Genomic DNA, 19,774 nt, shown 5'->3' with positions numbered 1-19,774 from the left:
ATCAGGCTGAATATACGACCAGGGAAAACATAACTAATACATAAGGTGAGAGTCAGGCATGGCAGTAAAGTTCAATTTTTTTAAACGTCAGAATAAAAAAATGGCACTCGCAGGAGTGTTATTAATAAGCCTGACTGCCTGCACTGTTGCACCACCAAGAGATATCAGCAATGTCTGCGAAATTTTTCGTGAAAAATCTGATTGGTATGACGCTGCCGTTGATATGAATGAGCGCTGGGGTGTGCCTATTCATGTTCCCATGGCGATGATGTATCAGGAAAGCTCTTTCCAATCCCATGCGTTGCCACCTCGGGATTATATATTTTTTGGCCTGATACCATGGGGACGAGTCAGCTCAGCCTATGGTTACTCGCAAGCCAAAACTCCCACATGGGAAGATTATCTGCGAGAAACCGATAGATACTGGGCGTCCCGCAACGATTTTGCCGATGCAATGGACTTTATGGGCTGGTTTATTGCCAAAACTTATAAAGTTAACGGGGTATCCAAGTGGGATGCCTATTCGCAATATTTGAATTATCACGAAGGGTGGGGCGGATATCGGCGTAAAAGCTACAATAACAAGCGCTGGTTAGTGACAGTGGCTAAAAAAGTGAATACCCGCGCCAAACAATATGCCGGACAGTTAAAGTCCTGTGAAGAAGAACTGGGGCATGGCTGGTTATGGAAATTGTTTTTTGATTAACTGACTGACGCTTGATAAATAAACATTTTAAGCAAGCTTGCTCTTCATCCAGGAAAATTAAATAGCTCACTAACAATGTCATACTCGCGAAGGCGGGTATCCAGAAATTTGCAGATCGCATCATTCAAGGTTGTGTGCCGTAACAGGCTATAAAAGTCTGTAGAATGTAACAGTCGTTTGGCTAGTCTAATTAACCTGAATTCAGCATAGCCGAGCCTCCCGCTAACGCTCTTTTGCACCCAGCGGTATTGGGTTTTCTGGCGATAGTCAGGGTGCCTACGAAATCCCTCCTTGCGACCCCACGAAAAATATCGTCGTCGAGTGACTATTAACCCCATCATCAATAAGTTAACTATCTTCCTCGACTTCAGCCACTTGTTTAAACACCCTAACGCAGTTTCGGCCTTGTGATTTGGCTTGATAGAGCGCTTTGTCGGCGGTAAATAACACATCGGTCGGGTCATTACGGGTATCGTTAAATTGTGCTACGCCAAAGCTGGCGGTGACGGATATTTTTAATGCGCGGGTAATGCTCAGCGGATGGCTGGATACTTCTTCGCACAGTTTATTAGCCAGGTTCGTTGCTTCTTCCAGGCTGGTTTCACGGGTCAGAATAGCGAACTCTTCGCCCCCCAGACGGCCGAATACATCAGACTTGCGAATGCAACGGTTAATCAGCTCTGTTACATGGCAAAGGACTTTATCCCCAACCTCGTGACCGTGACTGTCGTTAACACTCTTGAAGTGATCGATATCGACGATAATGACCGACGCTGTCAGTTGCGGATGGCGCACAAATAAGCTCCATTCCTGTTCAAGGTGCTGGATAAACGCCCGGCGATTGGCGATGCCGGTGAGTTCATCGGTTAGTGCCTGATTAAGGAATTTGATTTCCAGCAACTTGCGTTCTGTGATGTCCTGAATGGTTCCTTCCAGTATCGAATCGCTATTCTGTCCGGCGGCGGCCGAGGCTAGGTGGTGGATCCAGCGGATGCTGCCATCGCTGCGTACGATGCGATGTTCCAGATTTAGCATGCCAGTGTGTTTGGACTCGTTAAGCTGCTTATTCAACAGGCTCATATCATCTTCATGAGTAATAGACAGCAAATTGGATAAGCTGAGTTTATTTGGCTGATTGAGCCCCAGAATGTCGTAAATCACGTTGGCGCAGAATATATCGCCGGAATCCAGATCTACAGACCAATAACCGATACGCGCCACTTGCTGGGCGGTTTCCAGCCGGTTGTTGGCACTAATTAATTTCTCTTCGAGTTTTTTGCGTTCAGTGATATCGGTTAAATAGCAGTGCCATACCACGCTACCATCATCCATTTTGATCGGTTTGGCGTGATTTTCACGCCAGCCGGGCTGGGGTTTGATGACGCGATATTCGCCACGCCAGATACTCAGTGTGCGACGAGAATCCAGAATACTTTTCTGTACCGCCTTTAAATCGTCAGGATGAATAGATGAGTTGACCAGTGAAGGATCGATTTGCAACTGGGCTGGTGTGTAACCATACATCCTGCGAATACCATCATTCAAATAAGGGAAAGACGGGGTCAGGTTTTCATCCAGTTTGAACTGATACATGGCGCCCGGCACCTGCTCGGAAAGTTGCCGCAATAAATCGTCCTGTTCATCCAGTGCTTGTTGGGCTTTGTGAAATTCGGTGATATCGATTTGAGTCGAGATAAAATGGGTGGTTTGGCCTGAATCGCTTTTTACCGGATCGATAGTCAGCTTGTTCCAGTAGGAGCAGCCGTCTTTACGATGGCTTTTTAATACAGTATCAAAAGATTTCTCTTGATACATATGTTCACGCAGCGCCAACAGTTCGGGTTGGCTGTCATCTTTTTCACTCAGGAAATGGTAAGGTTTACCAATAATTTCGCCACGTTGATAACCGGTAATTTTTTCAAATGCGTGGTTCACGTACTGGATCGGATAATCTTGCTCGGTGCTGGTGATAAGCAGCCCGGTACGAGCTGACTCGATTGCCCGGCGCATCAGTTTTAATTCCATTTCATGTTGCAGTTGAGTCGTTATGTCGATATGGGTACCGCAAATTCGCAGTACATGCCCTTGCACGTCGCGTTCGATGATGGCACCGGATGATACAATAGTGCGCCAGTCACCATCCGCATGTTTTAGACGGATTTGCACTTGGTAAGCGTTGCTGTGGCCATTTAAATAGTCGTCCATTCTATCCCGGGTTAGGGCAATATCATCGGGATGGAGCAAGTGCTCAAATGTATTGATGTTGTGTGCCATCGCCCGGGGATCGTAGCCAAGCATGGTAAACCAGGTGTCATTAAAGAAATATTCATCACTATCCAGATTCCAGTCCCAGGTACCTATCTGGCTGGCTTCAATCGAATATTTCATTTGTTCGGCAAAACGGCGTGATTCGGAGAATATTACCGCAGTAAATAGTGATACCAGCCCCATGCTGATGATATAGGCCCAGATGCCAATGTAGGGATTGTCCAGCCCGGCGAAAACACCGAAGTGATATTGAGCCGAATAGGAGGCAATGACCGAGAAGGCCAAAATCACTACCGAGGTGGTAGCCAGATTACTGCGCATCGCAATCCAGAAAACCGCCAGCATAGGAACCAGAATCATTGCCAGTGCAAAACCGCTGCTGTTAAACCAGAGTATTTCTGCGCCGGTTGCCAGCATCAATAACAGCGCAAACAGAATTGAAGGTCGTGAAAGCGCAGATAACGAAGTGCGGGTAATGGTTAACAATGGAGTGGCGAATACCAGAATACCGGTTACGTCACCCAGTAGCCAGCTGAGCCAAGCATCCAATAATAAGTCAGCTTTAACGATACCATTAAAATAGAGAGTAAAAACTCCCAGTACTGCGGCGACTATTGGTAAGGTGATGATGCCTATTTTAAGATACAGATAGAGATCTTTCTGGCGCTGCAGCTCGGGTTTGAAATTCAGTTTCTGCAAGGTGAGTGCAGTGATAACGATAGAGGCTGTCGCACAGACAGCCAGACCAAGAGCGACGGATAGGCTTGTATACGACACAAAATAGCTTGCGCAAAAGCTGGCTAAGGTAACGGCTGGCCACAGACGGTAACCGAAGCGGATCATTAATGCCAGTGCAATACCAATCGGCGCCCAACAGAGTGAAATGCGATTGTTTTCGGCCGCAAATTTCAGGCTAAGGTAGCTAAATGCAAAATATAAGCTAAAAAGTAAAATGAACTTAATCGCGTAGCTTAATCCTTTACGCATAACAATGCCCCAAGTCCCTTAGAATAGTTGATACCAGCGCTTTCATAGTGTCGTTACGCAGATAACTTATTGTTTTTATGTAGTGTTTGAAGTTTATACAATTTCGCTGGCTTGGGCTAGCAAAACAGGGCTAGTGTTGTTGTTCGAGTAACACTAGCAGCGCTCCTTTACCACCCCATTCCAGCGGGGCCTGATGGAAACCTAAAACGGAAGGATGTTGGACCAGCCAGCTGGGGACCGCTTTTTTAAGCACATATGAACCTATCCCATGCACAATACACACACATTCAAAATGGTTTTTCAGCGCGGTGCGGATTAAGGCGGCGATCTCCATTTTGGCCTGTTCCTTATTGAATCCGTGTAAATCCAGAATCAGATCGGGGGGCGTTTCTCCGCGGCGCAGGCGTTTAACTTCATGTGTATCAGCACCGGGCTGGGTATATTTTAATGGGCCGTCCTGATCAAAATGGGCGTGAAATTGATCAGAGAAGAAAAATTCGGCCTGACTTTGCTTGTGTAATTCGTTAGCGGTTATTCTTTTTTTCTTGCTGGGTAGGCGCTTAGGCTGTATTTTGTCTTGCTTTAAGGGCTTAACGCCTTCAATCTCATCACGAAACAAGTGGATATCGGCAAGGGATACAGGTTTTTTTCTGGTCATTCGGCAAACGGATTCAGCATCAAAAATCGTGGCTGTATCATACCCTAAATTGATATCTGCGGGCATAAGGCAATGGCAGATAAATATTACCTCGAAGAACCCGTGCAGGATTTGCACAGCATCTATGACTTTGTACGCTGGTCGGTTAGCCGTTTTAATGACGCCGGGCTGTATTTCGGCCATGGTACCGATAATCCGTGGGACGAAGCACTCAGTCTGATTTTACAACTGTTGCATTTACCGCCAGACGGTAACGAGCAATTACTGCAGGCGCGCTTAACTCGCAGTGAAAAACAGCTGATTGTAGAAAATGTTCTAAAGCGGGTGCAACGGCGTATTCCGGTGGCTTATCTGACCAATCAGGCCTGGTTTTGTGGTATGCCATTTTTTGTCGACGAAAGAGTACTGGTACCGCGTTCACCTATTGCGGAGCTGATCGAAAAAGGATTTGAATCCTGGTTATCAGAATCACCGGCCCATATTCTGGACTTATGTACTGGTAGTGGCTGTATTGCTATCGCTTGTGCAATGGCTTTTCCGGAGGCACAGGTCGATGCAGTGGATCTCAGTGACGACGCACTGGCGGTTGCCGATATTAACATTCAGGAATATGACCTAAGCAATCGGGTATTTCCCATTCAGTCGGATTTGTTTAACAATCTGGCCGGGCAGCGTTACGATCTGATTGTCAGTAATCCACCTTACGTGGATGCAGAAGATATGGGGGATTTGCCTGATGAGTTCCATCATGAGCCCGAGCTGGGTCTGGCCGCCGGTGATGACGGTCTGGATCTGGTCCATACCATTTTGCAGCAGGCTGCAGAACATTTAAACGATAACGGTTGGTTGGTAGTCGAAGTGGGCAATTCACAATTCCATATGCAGCAACAGTATCCTGATTTACCGTTACAATGGATAGAGTTTGACAATGGTGGTCACGGTGTATTCGCTATCAGTAAAGAAGATTTAATTAAACATATAAGTAGGTAAAGCAGAGACATGTCTGGCAATAGTTTTGGAAAGATTTTTACACTCACCACCTTTGGCGAAAGTCATGGACCAGCCATTGGCGGTATTATTGACGGTTGTCCGCCAGGACTGGAATTATCGGAAGCGGATTTACAGGTGGACCTGGACAGACGCAAACCCGGTACATCACGTTATACCACGGCGCGACGTGAAGAAGATGAAGTAAAAATCCTGTCAGGCGTGTTTGAAGGTAAAACCACCGGTACCGCCATTGGTTTGTTAATTCAAAATACCGATCAACGCTCCAATGATTACGCCAATATCAAGGATCGTTTTCGCCCCGGACATGCCGATTATACCTATCAGCAAAAATACGGTGGTCGTGACTATCGTGGCGGCGGCCGATCTTCTGCGCGGGAAACCGCCGTGCGGGTTGCCGGTGGTGCCATTGCTAAAAAATATCTTAAACAGTTTCACGGTATCGAAATTCACGGTTATTTGTCCCAGTTAGGACCGATTAAAATGGAATCACTGGACTATGCCCTGATCAACACTAACCCGTTTTTCTGCCCTGATGCGTCCAAACTCGATGCGCTGGATGAATATATGCGTGACCTTAAAAAACAGGGTGATTCCATCGGCGCTAAAGTATCGGTGGTGGCCACCGGCATGCCGGTAGGATTGGGTGAGCCGGTATTTGACCGACTGGATGCGGATTTGGCCCATGCCATGATGGGGATCAATGCGGTAAAAGGAGTGGAAGTGGGTGACGGTTTTGCCGTAGTGGAGCAAAAAGGTAGCGAACACCGCGATGCAATGAGTCCTCAAGGGTTCAAAACTAATCATTCCGGTGGTGTACTCGGTGGTATTTCTTCAGGGCAGGATTTGCTGGTGCATATGGCGCTTAAACCCACTTCCAGCATTTCGGTGCCGGGCGAAACCATTGATATTCATGGTCAAACCATTGAGGTTGTCACCAAAGGTCGTCATGATCCCTGCGTAGGTATTCGTGCAGTGCCCATTGCCGAAGCCATGATGGCGCTGGTTTTGATGGATCACCTTCTGCGCCATCGTGCGCAAAACCAACACGTAGAATCTGTCACGCCGGTGATTCCCGGTCATATCGATTAACAGTGTCACATCCTGCCTTTGCTAACGCTAATCTGCTGAGATTGGCGTTAGTTTATTTCCTGTACTTCGGCCAACTGGGGATTATGACGCCTTATCTTGGCGTATTTCTGGATGGTCGCGGTTTTAATTCTGTCGATATTGGCAAACTGATTGCACTGATCACCTTAACTCGAATCTTTGGCCCCAATTTATGGGCGGCAATGGCGGATAAAACCGGTCAATTACTGGCTATTCTGCGTATTGGTAGCGGGTTGTCGGTATTGGCGTTTTTGTTGTTATTTGGTTTTGATACCTTTTGGGGTATCGCCCTGAGTCTGGGGCTGGTGATGATGTTCTGGACAGCGGTGTTGCCCCAGCTTGAAGTGATTACCTTGAATTCTGTATCCAGCGACTCGGGTAAATACAGCAAGATCCGTTTATGGGGGAGCGTTGGCTATATAGTTTGTGCTGTGGTGTTGGGTAAAACGCTGGATATATTCAGCTCAGAATCGGTTATTTGGGCCAGTATTCTGGTGTTGTCCGCGTTAACCGTGGCCACGCTGTTTATTCAGCAACCGCCCTATCAAAGTCAGCAGGACGTGCCGGGCAATATCTGGCATAAATTAGCCAGTCCTATTTTTATCAGTTTCATTGTCTCTGCCATATTATTGCAAGTCAGTTTTGGCCCGTTTTACGGATTCTTCGCCCTGTATATGCTGGATTTGGGCTATAGCGGCCAGCAAACAGGCTGGTTAATTGCGCTGGGGGTGATGGCCGAAGTGTTGCTGTTTTTGGTGGCAGGAAGATTGATTGCCCGCTTTGGTGTTAAGCGCATTCTGTTTATCTGCTTACTGATTGCGACCTTACGTTGGGGATTATTGGCCACTTATGCGGCTAATTTCGCGGTGTTGGTGCTAGTTCAGATTATGCACGCCGCGACATTCGGTTTGGCGCATGCGGCTTCCATGCAATTTTTACATCGTTATTTTGGATTGAAATATCAAAGTCGAGGGCAGGCCATTTACGTTAGCATTGCTTTTGGCGGAGGTGGAGCGTTGGGTAATTATGTGGCCGGATATTTATGGCAACAGGGCGAGGGAGCATTCGAAACCTTTATGTTTGCCTCTGCAGCAGCGGCTTTGGCGTCAGTTGTGGTGTTGCTGATGTCGGGTAAGGAATTTGAGTCTGCCAAGGACGTTACAGCGCATGAATAATTTATACACAGTTTCAGGAAATTTATCTCATATCAATAAAGTCTATTGTTTGACATAAATAACCATAAACAGACTTGAGTTTGTCCGCTTTTGGCAGTTAGAATGCGCGCCGTTATGAATAGTATTATCCCCCGATTAAGAGTCTATCCATTCAAAGATGAGCATCGTTACCAAGATCTCGTCCTGTTATTTGATCAACTATTCGCCAGCAATTTTAATACCCGTTTAATTAAGGGTGACCATGAGCCTGTCTATTTGCCTGCCGGTTCAGGACAGCCTTACGCCCAAGTTGTTTTCGCGCATGGTTTTTATTCCAGTGCATTGCATGAAATTGCCCACTGGTGTCTGGCGGGGGAAAAGCGTCGCGAGTTGGAAGATTATGGTTACTGGTATTGCCCTGATGGCCGCAATCAACAACAACAAGAAGAGTTCGAACAGGTTGAGGTAAAGCCTCAGGCGATTGAATGGGCATTTTGTTTAGCCGCTGGTAAAGCTTTTCAAGTCAGTACCGACAATCTCGATGGGGTTGAATCCGATCGTCAGCAATTTCAGTCCAAGGTACAACAGCAATTAAAAGATTATCTGTTGTTCGGTTTTCCGCCTAGGGCTCAGCAATTTATCGACGCACTGCAAGCGTTTTATCAGTCGCAATCGGCACTTCAGGTTGACGATGCCGTCACAGTTTAAACTGGGACTGATTATCAATCCCTGGGCAGGGATAGGCGGCGCATTAGCATTAAAAGGTAGTGACGGCGCTGCTATTCGTCAGCAAGCCTTGCAAATGGGCGCTATTCCTCAAGCTAATAATCGAATGCGTCAGGCGCTGGAAGTAATCCAGCCTCTGTGCAAACAGATCAAAATTATCACCGCAGCTGGCGATATGGGGGCCGATTTGGCTACTCAGATGGGCTTTGACGTACAAGTTATCTACACCCCGCCACACACTCAAACCGAAGCCATCGACAGTGAAAGTGCTGCCAGTACCATGTTAGCCGAATCAATTGATTTATTGCTGTTTGCCGGTGGCGACGGCACCGCCAGAAATATTTGCAATGTGGTCGGTGAGCGCATTCCGGTATTGGGTGTGCCGGCCGGCTGTAAAATCCATTCAGGTGTGTATGGTGTAACACCCAGAGCCAGCGGCAGGGTTGTGGAAAAACTGGTCAAGGGAGAGTTGGTGAGCCTTAATAATGCCGATGTGAAAGATATCGATGAAAACCAGTTTCGTCTGGGCAATGTGATTGCCAAACAATACGGGGAAATGCGCGTTCCTGCTGAATTGCAATATGTGCAGGCGACCAAAATGGGCGGGCGTGAATCTGATGAACTGGTATTGGCCGATATCGCTGCATTTTTGATTGAAGATATGCAGGACGAGCTGTATATCATGGGCTCCGGTTCTACCGTAGCCGCAGTGATGGAAGAGCTGGGGATAGAGAATACTTTACTGGGAGTGGATTTGGTAAAGCATCGACGCCTGCTCAAATCTGACCTGAGCGCAACCGAGTTGCTTGGTTTAATTGAAGGACAGGATTGTCGGTTGGTTATTACTCCAATAGGCGGCCAGGGACATATTCTGGGACGCGGCAATCAGCAACTGAACCCGGCCGTGATCCGCGCGGTGGACAAAGCCAATATTCGTATTATTGCCACCAAAACCAAATTACAAGAATTGAACGGGCGTCCGTTGCTGGTTGACACCGGCGATCGGGCATTAAACCAGCAACTATGTGGATTAATGCCGGTGATTACCGGATATCGTGATCAGGTGCTGTATCCGGTGGCATCCCCCGGTAACGATTAATTTGAATTCGGAGTTACACCTAATCTATGCCAGATAATTTTCAAGTTTTTATTAATGCTATTCAGCAACGGCTGGATGATGCGGTTGATCATGGTTGTGATGAGCAACTGTTTTTTTCCGGTTATTTGAACGGCCATTTTTCTTTAGTGGTGAGTCAGGCACTATCCGAACAGGAATATGACAAACAAGGGTTACAACAGAGAATGATGGACAGCCTGCAACGCGCCTTTGACGATAATGAACTGGAACCGGCCGATCAGCAGAAAGTGACCCAGTACTGGGACAATATTTACCTTGGGGTAATAGATAAATAACCTCTAGATCTCCCGACGTTGCAATGCCCTGACTAAAAAGCGGTTGGGGTTAAGACCATCCAGTAAGGTTTGACTGAGTGGTAACGGTTGGCCGCTAATCTGGCAAGCCAGAGTTTCGGCTAATAACGGTGCGCTACAAAGTCCTCGTGAGCCTAACCCGGTAAGACAAAATAAATTGGCATAATTTTCTGGCAGTGGATAGTGGTTCAACGGCAGGGCTTTATAGAGATCCTGATATTGTTGTTGCTGTTGCCGGGTATCGGGTACTTGTCCCATTACCGGTAAATGGTCAGGTGTGCTGCAGCGGATTGCTGCACGGCCTTGATTATCGGCACTGACGGTAGCGGCCCAGTCACATTTTGCCAGCGCTTTGCGTAACACCGCTAAATTGGTATGTTGTTCTTCCCGTCGATAGTCGCAATCCAGATCATTTTTGATATAGGTCGAGCCTAGTGCCTGTTTGCCGTTATAAGCAGGCGTCAAATATCCCTTGTGACAAAGTACGGTGTCCAGTTTGTCCAGCGGCGGCTGGGTGGTGATATTTTCGACTTGGCCGCGCACAGGGCGAAGAGGAAGAGTCGCCAGTTGTTGAATATGGATACTGTTATGTCCGGTTGCCAGGATCACTATATCAGCTTGTGTTGCCGCTTGGTCTTGCCAATGCAATATCCAACCCTTATCAGTTTGAGTTAATTGACGTAATTGATGTTGTGTAATGACCTTGGTTTGCGCCTTGGCTAACAAAGCCTGAATTAATTGCGGTAAATGGATCCAGCCGCCGTCAGGGATATATAAACCCGAATAGGGGAGCGGGATGTTGGCAATTTGTTCTGCCTGTTGGTCGTTTACAGAACGGATTAGTTCGGTGGGCCAGACGTCATTTTCACGCATTTTGCGATAGCGTTGCTCGATCGCGTCATTAAACGCCAGTTGCAACACCCCGCAAAACTGGTGAGCAAAGGCATAGCCGGTTTTTAGCAGCATTTGATAACGCCTTAACGCAAACCCGAAGCACTGTGCTTGCAGCAAACTGGCATTGTTTTGTTCGACATGCAGTTGCGGATAAAAGCCACCTTGCCTATTACCCGATGCACCACTTGCCGCGTCCTGATCGGCGCAATAGACGTCAACCTGATAACCCCGATTTTTCAATGAAACAGCTAGATTGGCGCCCGCTAGCCCGGCGCCGATAATTGCTACGTGCTTGCCGGCTGCGCACGATCTGTCGAAATAGGGGGCATGACTGATAGTTGCAGTCCCGTTCGTTAACGTGCCTGCCAACATTTCTCTCTTGCTGCCAAATCCGGGTACTTTTTTGACCTCAAAACCGGCTTGTTGCAGGCCTCTGCGTACAAACCCGGCAGCAGTGAAAGTGGCAAAAGTGCATTTGGGCTTAGCCAATCTTGCCATTTGGGTAAATAAGGCATCTGACCACATTTGCGGATTTTTGCCGGGAGCAAAACCATCCAGAAACCATGCGTCAACCAAGCCGGAATCAGTGCAATACCATTGGGGCAATACCTCAGCGATATCACCAAACCACAGATCCAGTATTACGTTATCAAAGACTAACCGATGGCAACCACCCAGCAGAGGTGGATACTGGGCCAACAACGCTTGACTGAATTCGGCCAGTTCGGGCCAGCATTTTAATGTTTCGGCCAAATCGTCCTTGCTGAGCGGGTATTTTTCAACGCTGATAAAATGCAGTCTGGGACAGAATGTTGAACCATGTTGACGGGCATCTTGTCGAAGCTGTTGAGTTTGCTCAAACAGTGACCAGCAGGTTAAAAAGTTGAGCCCTGTTCCAAAACCCGTTTCGGCCACCACAAAACATGATTGCTGAGACTCTAACCAACGCTGTGGTAGCGCGTTATTTTCCAAGAATACAAACTGGCTTTCCAGCAATCCGCTTTGGTTAGAAAAGTAAATATCATCGAATTGATTGGCAAAGGGAGTGCCATGCTGATTAAATACGATTTTTGCCGGTTTGATGGTCAAAATACTGGGTTCCAAAAAGTAGGATTGGGTTATTGTACGTTGATTTATCAACGAGCTGAACTTGGCAAGATAACAAGGGTGATAAAAAGTTAACTATAATCAGCAAAGAGCAGACCAGTTGCCAGGTGAAAATCATTAACATGTGCGTCAATTTTTTAGATTAGGGTTTTATATGAAAAGAGCAGTCATTACTGGTATTGGAATCGTCTCCAGTATTGGAAATAATCAGCAGGAAGTCCTCGAGTCGCTTAAAAAGGGCACCAGTGGTATCAGCTATTCGGAGGAATTCGCAGAATTAGGACTGCGTAGTCATGTATGGGGAAATATTGATCTTGACGTTAGCCAGCATATTGATCGTAAAGCCTTGCGTTTTATGGGCGACGCTGCAGCTTATGCGCATATTTCCATGCAACAGGCGATTGAAGATGCTGGACTGAGTGAAGACCAGGTTTCTAATCCGCGCACCGGTTTGGTCGCCGGTTCAGGTGGAGCGTCCTCCAAACATCAGGTGGAGGCGGCCGATATTCTGCGTGAAAAAGGAGTAAAGCGGGTCGGACCCTATATGGTAACCCGTACCATGAGCAGCACTGTATCAGCCTGCTTGGCCACACCATTCAAGATCAAGGGGATCAATTATTCGATGAGTTCCGCCTGTGCCACTAGTGCTCATTGTATCGGTCATGCGGTGGAACAGATTCAGTTAGGTAAACAGGATATTGTGTTTGCCGGTGGCGGTGAAGAAGTGCACTGGACCCTGGCGATGGAATTTGATGCGATGGGTGCCTTGTCGAGCAAATACAACGATACCCCAGAAACCGCTTCACGTACTTATGATGCTGATCGCGACGGTTTTGTGATCTCCGGCGGCGGCGGTATGGTGGTGGTTGAAGAACTGGAGCATGCACTTGCCCGTGGTGCCAAGATCTATGGTGAAATTATCGGTTATGGTGCGACTTCTGATGGCTACGATATGGTGGCTCCATCGGGTGAAGGTGCGGTGCGTTGTATGCAGCTCGCTTTGCAAGATGTTAAAGCGCCGATTGATTACCTGAATACTCACGGTACCTCTACACCTGTCGGTGATGTTAAGGAGCTGGGAGCTATTCAGCAGGTTTTCGGTGGCAGGTCGCCTGCGATCAGCGCAACAAAAGCTATGACGGGCCATGGCCTGGGGGCTGCAGGCGTGCAAGAAGCCATCTACTGTTTGTTGATGCTGGAGCATGGTTTTGTGGCACCATCGGTGAATATTGCCACGTTGGACGAACAAGCCGACGGACTGGATATTGTGCGTGAAACCCGCCAGACGGCGCTTAATACCGTCATGTCGAATAGTTTCGGTTTTGGCGGCACCAACGCAACGCTGGTGATGGGAAAATATCAGGGATAAGCTGCTCTCTTCAGACCAGCCTGTCGTCGTTACTCACTACAGGCTGGTAGATTTTTTTTCTTGTTATAAAAATCCGCATACAAGCACAACCCTTATGGCATAATCAGCCGCAATTGCCAGTTACGGATCGCTCCCCACATCATGAAAATATATTACGAAGATTCAATGCCTTACGCCGAAGCATTTTTTGCAGATTGGGGCGATTGTCAGTCTTTTTCCGGCAAAACCGTTACAGCTGAAGATATTGCTGATGCCGAATTGTTATTTGTACGCTCGACGACTAGGGTCAATCAGGCGTTAATTGGTGAGTGCCAAAATTTGCAATTTGTAGCGACTGCAACGGCCGGCTTTAATCACCTTGACACCGATTATTTGCAGCAACGAAGCATCCCCTGGTATGCAGCCGCCGGGTGCAACTCGGTATCGGTGGCAGAATATGTGGTCAGTGCGTTGTGTGTGATGGCGCAAAGACTGAAATGGCATCTGCCGGATAAAACCGTCGGTATTGTCGGTGCCGGACAAGCGGGCACTGCATTGAGTCAAAAGCTTGATGCGTTGGGAATGCGTTATTTGTTATGCGATCCTCCTAAGCAGCTAGAAGGTGATCCCCGTTCTTTTGTGGGCATGGATGAGATTATGCGCTGCGATATTATCAGTTTGCATGTGCCGCTGGTCAAAACTGGCGACTATCCAACCCAATATCTTTTCGATAAACAGCGGTTATGGGCCCTGTCCGATAAGCAATTGCTGATTAACGCCTGTCGTGGCGAAATCGTTGATAATCAGGCATTGCTGGAACTGTTTCAACAGGGTAGAGAATTGTCTGTGGTGCTGGATGTATGGGAAAACGAGCCCGATATTAATCTGGCTTTGGTTCCTTATATTCAACTGGCTACCGCACATATAGCGGGCCACAGTATTGAAGGTAAATCTAATGGCACCGAGATGGTGTATCAGGCGGCTGCCGCACTACTCGAACTGCCGGTTATTCATCAACTAGATGATTATTTACCTCAACCCAAATCAGCAGTGATTGAGTTGGGTAATAAACCGCTTGATTGGTCGGCACTCTATCAGGTTGTTCGTCAAATGTATGATATTGAAGATGACGACCAACATTTTAGAAAAACGGTTGAGCAACCGGGGCAGTTTGAATATATCCGAAAAAACTATGCTATAAGAAGAGAATTTGCTGCAATGCAGGTTAGCGCTGGAAATTGTGCTGTTTCGCAGGCAATCTATCGGCTAGGATTTAAGCCTGTATAATTCACAGAATTGTGTTTAAAAATTTATCTTGGAGAACAAATAGAATGTCACAAGCCTTTGATGTTGCGGTATTGGGCGCAACAGGCCTAGTCGGCCAGAATATCATCGAAATTCTCGAACAACGGGAATTTCCGGTAAATAATCTTTACCCTCTGGCGAGTTCCCGCTCGGCTGGTGGCAAGGTGAAATTCAAAGGCAAGGAAATTACCGTACTGGATGCAGAAACTTTCGATTGGTCGCAAACCCAGATTGGTTTTTTCTCGGCAGGTGGAAGTACCTCGGCTAAGTACGCACCCTTGGCGGCAGAAGCCGGCTGTGTGGTTATCGACAATACTTCTCATTTCCGCTATGAACCTGACATCCCGCTGGTTGTTCCAGAGGTGAACGCACATGCTATCGCCGAGTTTCGTAACCGCAATATTATCGCCAACCCGAATTGTTCAACCATTCAAATGCTGGTGGCGTTAAAGCCGATTCAGGATGCAGTAGGAATTGAACGTATTAATGTGGCTACTTACCAGTCTGTTTCAGGTGCCGGGCGCACCGCTATTGAAGAGCTTGCCCAGCAATGTGCGGCATTGTTAAGCGGTCGTGAACCTAAAGTTGAAGCTTTTAGTCGCCAAATTGCGTTTAATGTTATTCCGCAAATTGATGTGTTCCAGGATAACGACTACACCAAAGAAGAAATGAAAATGGTATGGGAAACCCATAAAATCATGGGCGATGACAGTATTCTGGTTAATCCGACAGCAGTGCGGGTACCGGTCTTTTATGGTCATGGAGAAGCTATCCATATTGAAACCCGTCAACAGATTGACGCTGAGCAAGTTAAAGCGTTACTGGCCAGCGCACCGGGCGTGACTTTAATGGCTGATCGTGAAGATTTTCCGACACAAGTGGGTAATGCCAGTGGTAAAGATGATGTTTTTGTCGGAAGGGTACGTCAGGATATCTCTCATCCGAATGGTATCAACTTGTGGGTTGTTTCGGACAATGTGCGTAAAGGCGCAGCAACCAACAGTATTCAAATCGCAGAACACCTGATTGCCGAGTATTTATAACTTGTTATTTACAGGGGCAAATTATTGCCCCTGTAAATATTATTGCCTGCCTACCGATAACCTAGATATAGATCCTGATATTAAGTTTGATTAATCAACAGGCTCTAATTATCACCAATAATTAACCGCGATGTTGTATGCTTTTAGTTGGTATAAATTTCACATTTATAGTAACTTTGGAACGTATCTTGCTGTTTATCTTTTGGTGAGATGCAGCATCAGTATAATAGTCAGAAAAACAACCTGAACAGTTGTAATATGGCACGGTTAAATTTATTTAACTATTTGAAAAATAACATTATAATTTTTTCCTTGCCTGTAGCCAAACAGGTTCACGATATTCATTATTATTTTAGGGGCGGCAAAGGATAGTCTATGAAATTGCGACATTTATTTATCATGCTTGTAGTTTCTGGTTGTTATCTGCCAGTGCATGCCGCAATCGACCCCCAACAGGTACAGATTAAAGGCCCCAAAAATGCCACCGGACCAGGCAGAACTTATTCCAGTCAAACTTACGGCCCGATCACCAGTAATGACACACTATGGCAAATAGCCAGTAAATATCGGCCTAATAAACGGCTTTCCATGTATCAGATGATAGTGGCGATTTACCAACTAAATCCGCAGGCATTTGAAGACAATAATATTAACAATATGATCGATGGCTCGATCCTCAGGTTGCCTTCTGAAGATTATGTCGCCGGGATCAATCTGAAACAGGCTGAGCAGAAAACGCTGCAAGATAACGATAACTGGCAGACTAAAGGCGGCAGCGGCGGAGTGGCTAATTCACCTGCCAAGCCCGATGAATTAGCCCAAACCAAACAAGCGCTGGAAAACAGGCTGTCGGCTATTGACGAACAGCAAACACGTCACTTTAAAGCCTTGCGGGATCAATTTGCACAATCGATAAATGGTGTGCAGTCACTGATTGATGAGAATAATAAAATTTATCAGCGCCTGGATGCCGTCAATAACGAGATTGATCAGTTGCGCTCTCGCATCGGCGAAGAAGGTGAAGTTCAGCAACAGATGGATAAGTTGCTAAAAGTACAAAATGAACTGCTGGACATGTCCAGACAAGAACAACAGCAAAAGTTGCGCGAACAAACCGAAAATAAACCTTTTTTATCGGCTACGGCTATGTGGGTTTTGGGCACCACAATTCCGGTATTGTTATTGCTAGCCGGTCTGGCCTTTTGGCTGAAGCGTCGACAGGCTGAGGAGCAACCTGTGGCTGGGGCACCAGAGCCCGCTGCGGTAAATGCGCAACCCCAACAAATAGAACCTCAGTTGGAGCAGGACGATTTATCTGACGCGCTTAGTGATGAGCTTTCCGGTGAAATGACCGATGATGATTTGTTTGGTGATGACGATTTGCTTGACGACAGCCTTGATGACGAATTAATCGGTGATTTAGCTAAAGATGATGACAGTTTGTCAGATGAAATAACTGAAGATGAGCTGGATAATTTTGAAGATCTGACCGATGACTTGCTGGATGAAGCTCTGGATGATCTAGACGAGCTGGATGATGAACCGGATATCGATATTCAAGAAGAGATCTTGCCGGAATCCGAGGAAAACTTTGATGCTGATTTGGGTGAAGAAATTCTGCAACAAGGCGACCTGGATGATTTGTTTGATTCCGAAGATGATGATAGCCCAGATGATGCTGTTGATGATGAAAATGAATTACTGGATCAGGAAAGTGATGCGCAGCCGGATGAGCTGGATGAAGAATCGATAGAACTGTCAGAAGAGGACAGTGCGGCAGAATTGCAGTTATTAGGCGAACCTGAAGAGGATGAGGACGAGGAAGCAGACCCCGATGCAGAAGATGTCAGTATTGCCAATCTGTTAGATGAAGAAGATCTTGTTGATGTAGAAGTGTCCGATATATCGGCGGTGGCGCCAATCGACGATGACAGGATTGATGGTTTGGATCAAGTTATCAAATCCCGCAGTGAAGAAATTGATGATTTAACCGGCCAATTGTTATCTGAAATAGATAGCGTCGAGCAAATGAAGCAAATGCTGGCAGAGGATGATAGCAACGATCCTAAAGCCAATGTGTCAGACCCGATCCCGCCAATATCTTCTGACGACCAAGCAGTAGCTGAGGATGAAAAACAGACAGCTGGCGATTTACCGGAAGATGAGCCCGAACCTCAATTAGAGCGTTTTGCAGAAGAGCAACCGCAGACAGAAGCTGAGGTAAGCGACGCATCGGACATTGCCGAAGATGAGCAATCCGAGCAGGATCGACTGGCCGATGAATTATTGGCCGAGCTGGAGGAATCTGGTGATGATAGCCAAGAGTCCGATGAACCGGGATCGGAAGCTGTAGAAGAGCAAACGCAGACAGAAGCTGAGGTAAGTGACGCATCGGACGCTGCCGAAGATGAACAGTCCGAGCAGGATCGACTGGCCGATGAATTGTTGGCCGAGCTGGAGGAATCTGGTGATGATAGCCAAGAGCCCGATGAACCGGAAGTTGCAGATATAGATGATCAACAACAGGATCAGCCTGAGCCGGTCACTGCCGAAGATGAGCAATCCGAGCAGGATCGACTGGCCGATGAATTATTGGCCGAACTGACCGAATCTGGCGATGATAGTGAAGAATCGGCACAACCGGAAGCTGCAGATATAGATGAGCAACAACAGGATCAGCCTGAGCCGGTCACTGCCGAAGATGAGCAATCCGAGCAGGATCGACTGGCCGATGAATTATTGGCCGAACTGACCGAATCTGGCGATGATAGTGAAGAATCGGCACAACCGGAAGTTGCAGATATAGACGATCAACAACAGGATCAGCCTGAGCCGGTCACTGCCGAAGATGAGCAATCCGAGCAGGATCGACTGGCCGATGAATTATTGGCCGAGCTGGAGGCATCTGGCGATGACAGCCAAGAATCGGCACAACCGGAAGTTGCAGGTATTGACGATCAACAGCAGGATCAGGCGGAATCAGAAATTGACGAATCTGAGGCCGCTGGCGAAGATTCTGTCGAGGATGAGTTGGAACAGGAACTGACAGATTATAGTCAGGATGACGAAGATCAGCTTGATCAAGCTCTGGAAGAATTTGAACAGACAGAACTTGATGAACAATCGGCAACCAACGAGCCGGTTGCCGAGGTTGAGACAGCTGATGAAGACGAACTGGAAGCTGCGCTGAGCGAATTTGAAGATGACGATCCGCAAGCGGCCGAAGGCGATGAGGGCGACATACTCGATGATACGCCGGATTTAAATGAATGGTTGAATACAGAATCTGAACAGAGAAACGACCAGGAAGAGGAATTGGAGTCTGCCGATGCCGAAGAGCTCCGGCATGAAACCGCTAAGGCAGAGGATATCGAAGATAATATTGCAGATGATATTCCCGGACTGGATGACTGGCTCGATGATGATGATCTGGAAGATTTAGCGGTTGATGAAGCTATGTCTGATCAGCATCCTGAGGGATTTGAAGAAGTCCAGATTGCAGCGTTAAATGAAGATGACGAACTGCTGGAAGAACTGGAAAGTAGCTCTTTTGACGATATGCTCGAGGGCATGGAAAGTGACGAAGAGATGCTTGAGGAATTGATTGAAGACAAACCCAAGCTGGATAATCCTGATTTGGATCTTGAAGCGCTGTTTGAAGAAGAGCAAACCGATCCACTCGAAGAAGAATTTGTTGAAGTCGATGAGTTGCTAACTGATAGCGATGAAAATGAAACTAAGGAAAGGGATATTGATTTATCTTCGCTGGGGTTACCGGAAATTGGTGATGAAGATATTGTCGATGTCGATAGTGACCATGGTGCGGGCAGTCGTATGGATTTGGCTATCGCGTACATAGAGATAGACGACAAGGAATCGGCTCGCCAGCTATTGGAGCAAATTGTCCGTTCAGATGATCCTGAACAGGTAGAAGAAGCGCAAAGACTTCTGGATGGTCTGGATCAATAAAGACACGAATAAGGGATAACTGACGCGATCTTTAGGCTTGCTATCCCAATTCAGCTTTTT

The 19,774-nt window shown here is 47.0% G+C and carries 14 protein-coding genes; 11 read left to right on the top strand and 3 right to left on the bottom strand.

From position 1 onward, the window contains the following. Positions 1–100 precede the first annotated feature (100 nt). On the top strand, positions 101–706 hold the full coding sequence (locus tag V1467_RS12215) for a hypothetical protein (protein WP_416308698.1): 606 nt from the start codon (positions 101–103) through the stop codon (positions 704–706). A gap of 348 nt (positions 707–1,054) precedes the next feature. Here V1467_RS12215 and V1467_RS12210 read toward each other — a convergent pair whose 3' ends face one another. Continuing rightward, complete coding sequence (locus V1467_RS12210) at positions 1,055–3,961, bottom strand: diguanylate cyclase (protein WP_416305250.1); 2,907 nt, start codon at positions 3,959–3,961, stop codon at positions 1,055–1,057. A gap of 130 nt (positions 3,962–4,091) precedes the next feature. After that, on the bottom strand, positions 4,092–4,619 hold the full coding sequence (smrB, locus tag V1467_RS12205; protein WP_416305249.1) for an endonuclease SmrB: 528 nt from the start codon (positions 4,617–4,619) through the stop codon (positions 4,092–4,094). Positions 4,620–4,691: 72 nt separating this feature from the next. Between smrB and prmB the strand changes: the two genes are divergently transcribed. The 6 genes from prmB (at position 4,692) to V1467_RS12175 (ending at position 10,030) form a co-directional block, all read left to right on the top strand. Beyond that, complete coding sequence (prmB, locus tag V1467_RS12200) at positions 4,692–5,609, top strand: 50S ribosomal protein L3 N(5)-glutamine methyltransferase (protein WP_416305248.1); 918 nt, start codon at positions 4,692–4,694, stop codon at positions 5,607–5,609. A 9-nt stretch (positions 5,610–5,618) separates the two neighbouring features. Next, entirely contained in the window at positions 5,619–6,719 is a 1,101-nt protein-coding gene (aroC, locus tag V1467_RS12195; RefSeq protein WP_416305247.1) for a chorismate synthase, read from the top strand. Between the two features lie 2 nt (positions 6,720–6,721). Next, positions 6,722–7,912 carry an MFS transporter gene (locus tag V1467_RS12190; RefSeq protein WP_416305246.1) on the top strand — a complete coding sequence of 397 codons (1,191 nt, stop codon included), beginning with the start codon at positions 6,722–6,724 and terminating at the stop codon, positions 7,910–7,912. 114 nt (positions 7,913–8,026) lie between these two features. Next, positions 8,027–8,599: an elongation factor P hydroxylase gene (locus V1467_RS12185; RefSeq protein WP_416305245.1), complete on the top strand. Its 573-nt coding sequence runs from the start codon at positions 8,027–8,029 to the stop codon at positions 8,597–8,599. Beyond that, on the top strand, positions 8,583–9,716 hold the full coding sequence (locus V1467_RS12180; protein ID WP_416305244.1) for an ATP-NAD kinase family protein: 1,134 nt from the start codon (positions 8,583–8,585) through the stop codon (positions 9,714–9,716). The genes V1467_RS12185 and V1467_RS12180 overlap by 17 nt, the downstream gene beginning before the upstream one ends. 26 nt (positions 9,717–9,742) lie before the next feature. Then, a complete protein-coding gene (locus V1467_RS12175; RefSeq protein ID WP_416305243.1) occupies positions 9,743–10,030 on the top strand; it encodes a YfcL family protein in 288 nt (95 codons plus the stop codon). Between the two features lie 3 nt (positions 10,031–10,033). Here the strand turns inward: V1467_RS12175 and mnmC are convergent, their stop codons facing one another. After that, complete coding sequence (gene mnmC / locus V1467_RS12170) at positions 10,034–12,031, bottom strand: bifunctional tRNA (5-methylaminomethyl-2-thiouridine)(34)-methyltransferase MnmD/FAD-dependent 5-carboxymethylaminomethyl-2-thiouridine(34) oxidoreductase MnmC (RefSeq protein WP_416308697.1); 1,998 nt, start codon at positions 12,029–12,031, stop codon at positions 10,034–10,036. 172 nt (positions 12,032–12,203) lie between these two features. On the opposite strand from mnmC, the gene fabB reads away from it, so the two are divergent. From fabB to V1467_RS12150, 4 genes are all read left to right on the top strand, one after another. Further along, positions 12,204–13,418: a beta-ketoacyl-ACP synthase I gene (gene fabB, locus V1467_RS12165; RefSeq protein WP_416305242.1), complete on the top strand. Its 1,215-nt coding sequence runs from the start codon at positions 12,204–12,206 to the stop codon at positions 13,416–13,418. A 141-nt stretch (positions 13,419–13,559) separates the two neighbouring features. Beyond that, entirely contained in the window at positions 13,560–14,684 is a 1,125-nt protein-coding gene (locus tag V1467_RS12160) for a 4-phosphoerythronate dehydrogenase (RefSeq protein ID WP_416305241.1), read from the top strand. Between the two features lie 44 nt (positions 14,685–14,728). Beyond that, positions 14,729–15,745, top strand: coding sequence for an aspartate-semialdehyde dehydrogenase (locus tag V1467_RS12155; RefSeq protein ID WP_416305240.1), 1,017 nt, complete (start codon positions 14,729–14,731; stop codon positions 15,743–15,745). 375 nt (positions 15,746–16,120) lie between these two features. Then, positions 16,121–19,714, top strand: a complete 3,594-nt coding sequence (locus V1467_RS12150; RefSeq protein WP_416305239.1) for a FimV/HubP family polar landmark protein — start codon at positions 16,121–16,123, stop codon at positions 19,712–19,714. The last annotated feature ends 60 nt before the right edge of the window (positions 19,715–19,774 follow it).

Origin of the sequence: Neptunicella plasticusilytica (assembly GCF_047922965.1) — a bacterium.
In the GTDB taxonomy this organism is placed as follows: domain Bacteria; phylum Pseudomonadota; class Gammaproteobacteria; order Enterobacterales; family Alteromonadaceae; genus Neptunicella; species Neptunicella plasticusilytica.
Note: the sequence above shows the minus strand (reverse complement) of the source record. Positions and strands in the feature narration are given on the sequence as shown.

Bases quoted from the DNA above. Each gene is read 5' to 3' on its own strand.
- V1467_RS12215 (WP_416308698.1), top strand. From the start codon at position 101: ATGGCACTCGCAGGAGTGTTATTAATAAGCCTGACTGCCTGCACTGTT.
- V1467_RS12210 (WP_416305250.1), bottom strand. From the start codon at position 3,961: ATGCGTAAAGGATTAAGCTACGCGATTAAGTTCATTTTACTTTTTAGC.
- smrB (WP_416305249.1), bottom strand. From the start codon at position 4,619: ATGACCAGAAAAAAACCTGTATCCCTTGCCGATATCCACTTGTTTCGT.
- prmB (WP_416305248.1), top strand. From the start codon at position 4,692: ATGGCAGATAAATATTACCTCGAAGAACCCGTGCAGGATTTGCACAGC.
- aroC (WP_416305247.1), top strand. From the start codon at position 5,619: ATGTCTGGCAATAGTTTTGGAAAGATTTTTACACTCACCACCTTTGGC.
- V1467_RS12185 (WP_416305245.1), top strand. From the start codon at position 8,027: ATGAATAGTATTATCCCCCGATTAAGAGTCTATCCATTCAAAGATGAG.
- V1467_RS12180 (WP_416305244.1), top strand. From the start codon at position 8,583: ATGCCGTCACAGTTTAAACTGGGACTGATTATCAATCCCTGGGCAGGG.
- V1467_RS12175 (WP_416305243.1), top strand. From the start codon at position 9,743: ATGCCAGATAATTTTCAAGTTTTTATTAATGCTATTCAGCAACGGCTG.
- fabB (WP_416305242.1), top strand. From the start codon at position 12,204: ATGAAAAGAGCAGTCATTACTGGTATTGGAATCGTCTCCAGTATTGGA.
- V1467_RS12160 (WP_416305241.1), top strand. From the start codon at position 13,560: ATGAAAATATATTACGAAGATTCAATGCCTTACGCCGAAGCATTTTTT.
- V1467_RS12155 (WP_416305240.1), top strand. From the start codon at position 14,729: ATGTCACAAGCCTTTGATGTTGCGGTATTGGGCGCAACAGGCCTAGTC.
- V1467_RS12150 (WP_416305239.1), top strand. From the start codon at position 16,121: ATGAAATTGCGACATTTATTTATCATGCTTGTAGTTTCTGGTTGTTAT.